2 pseudogenes are annotated in these 1029 nt (G+C 74.3%); both read right to left on the bottom strand.

From position 1 onward, the window contains the following. Positions 1-838, bottom strand: a pseudogene (locus tag ACAG24_RS29465) (hypothetical protein); the annotation flags it as partial. Next, positions 835-1029, bottom strand: a pseudogene (locus ACAG24_RS29460) (hypothetical protein); the annotation flags it as partial. The pseudogenes ACAG24_RS29460 and ACAG24_RS29465, both read right to left, overlap by 4 nt.

The raw sequence follows: 1029 nt of genomic DNA, 5'->3' as shown, positions 1-1029 counted from the left end.
CCACCGGCACACCCGGAGCACCAGGACCAGGAGGGGTCACCACACCACCGGGACCACCGGCAGCACCACCGGGACCACCAGGAGCTGGCGGCGTCACCACGCCCGCCTGATCGACCGCCGGCACACCCGGAGCACCGGGAGCACCCGGCGTCGGCACCTCGACCGACGCGTTCAGCGGCGCGGCGGGGACTCCCGGCGCAGGCGGCGTCGCCAGGTCGACGGCTGCGTTCGCAGGAGCGCCGGGCGCGCCGGGGGTAGGTGGCGTCGTGATGGTCGTCGACCGCTCGATCGGCGCGGCGGGAACCTCGATGCCGCCCGGCACCGCGGCGTCGACCGAGGTGTTCACTGGTGTACCGGGAACGCCAGGAGCGGGCGGGGTCCCGAAGTTGGCCGATGCCTCCAGCGGTGCGCCCGGCAGGCCGGGTCCGGGCGGGGTGGCGATGTCGATGCCCGAATTCGCCGGATTGAACGTGATCTCGGGGGTTGGCGGTGTCGTGAAGGGCGTCGAACCCCCGGACGGGATGCCCGGCACGCCCGGGGCCGGAGGCGTCGAGATCTCGACGTTCGAACTCGTGCCGGTTCCCGGCGACGGAGGCGCGGGCGGAGAGAACGTCTCCACGGAACCTGACGACGGTGTCCCCGGCGCGGGAGGCGCCGGCGGAGAGAAGGTTTCGACGGTGTTCACCGCCGGCGCACCGGGGGCGCCCGGGCCGGGAGGGGTCACCACACCACCGGGCTCACCCGACGGCACACCGGGACCACCCGGAGCAGGGGGCGTCACCACCCCGGCCTCATCCACCACCGGCACACCCGGAGCGCCAGGACCAGGAGGGGTCACCACACCACCGGGACCACCCGACGGCACACCGGGACCACCCGGAGCAGGAGGCGCCACCACCCCGGCCTCATCCACCACCGGCACACCCGGAGCACCAGGACCAGGAGGGGTAACCACACCACCGGGACCACCCGACGGCACACCGGGACCACCCGGAGCAGGAGGCGCCACCACCCCGGCCTCATCCACCA

This window comes from Mycobacterium bulgaricum (assembly GCF_041287165.2).
GTDB lineage: Bacteria > Actinomycetota > Actinomycetes > Mycobacteriales > Mycobacteriaceae > Mycobacterium > Mycobacterium bulgaricum.
The sequence above is the reverse complement of the archived record's forward strand: the minus strand, read 5'-3'. Positions and strand labels throughout refer to the sequence as shown.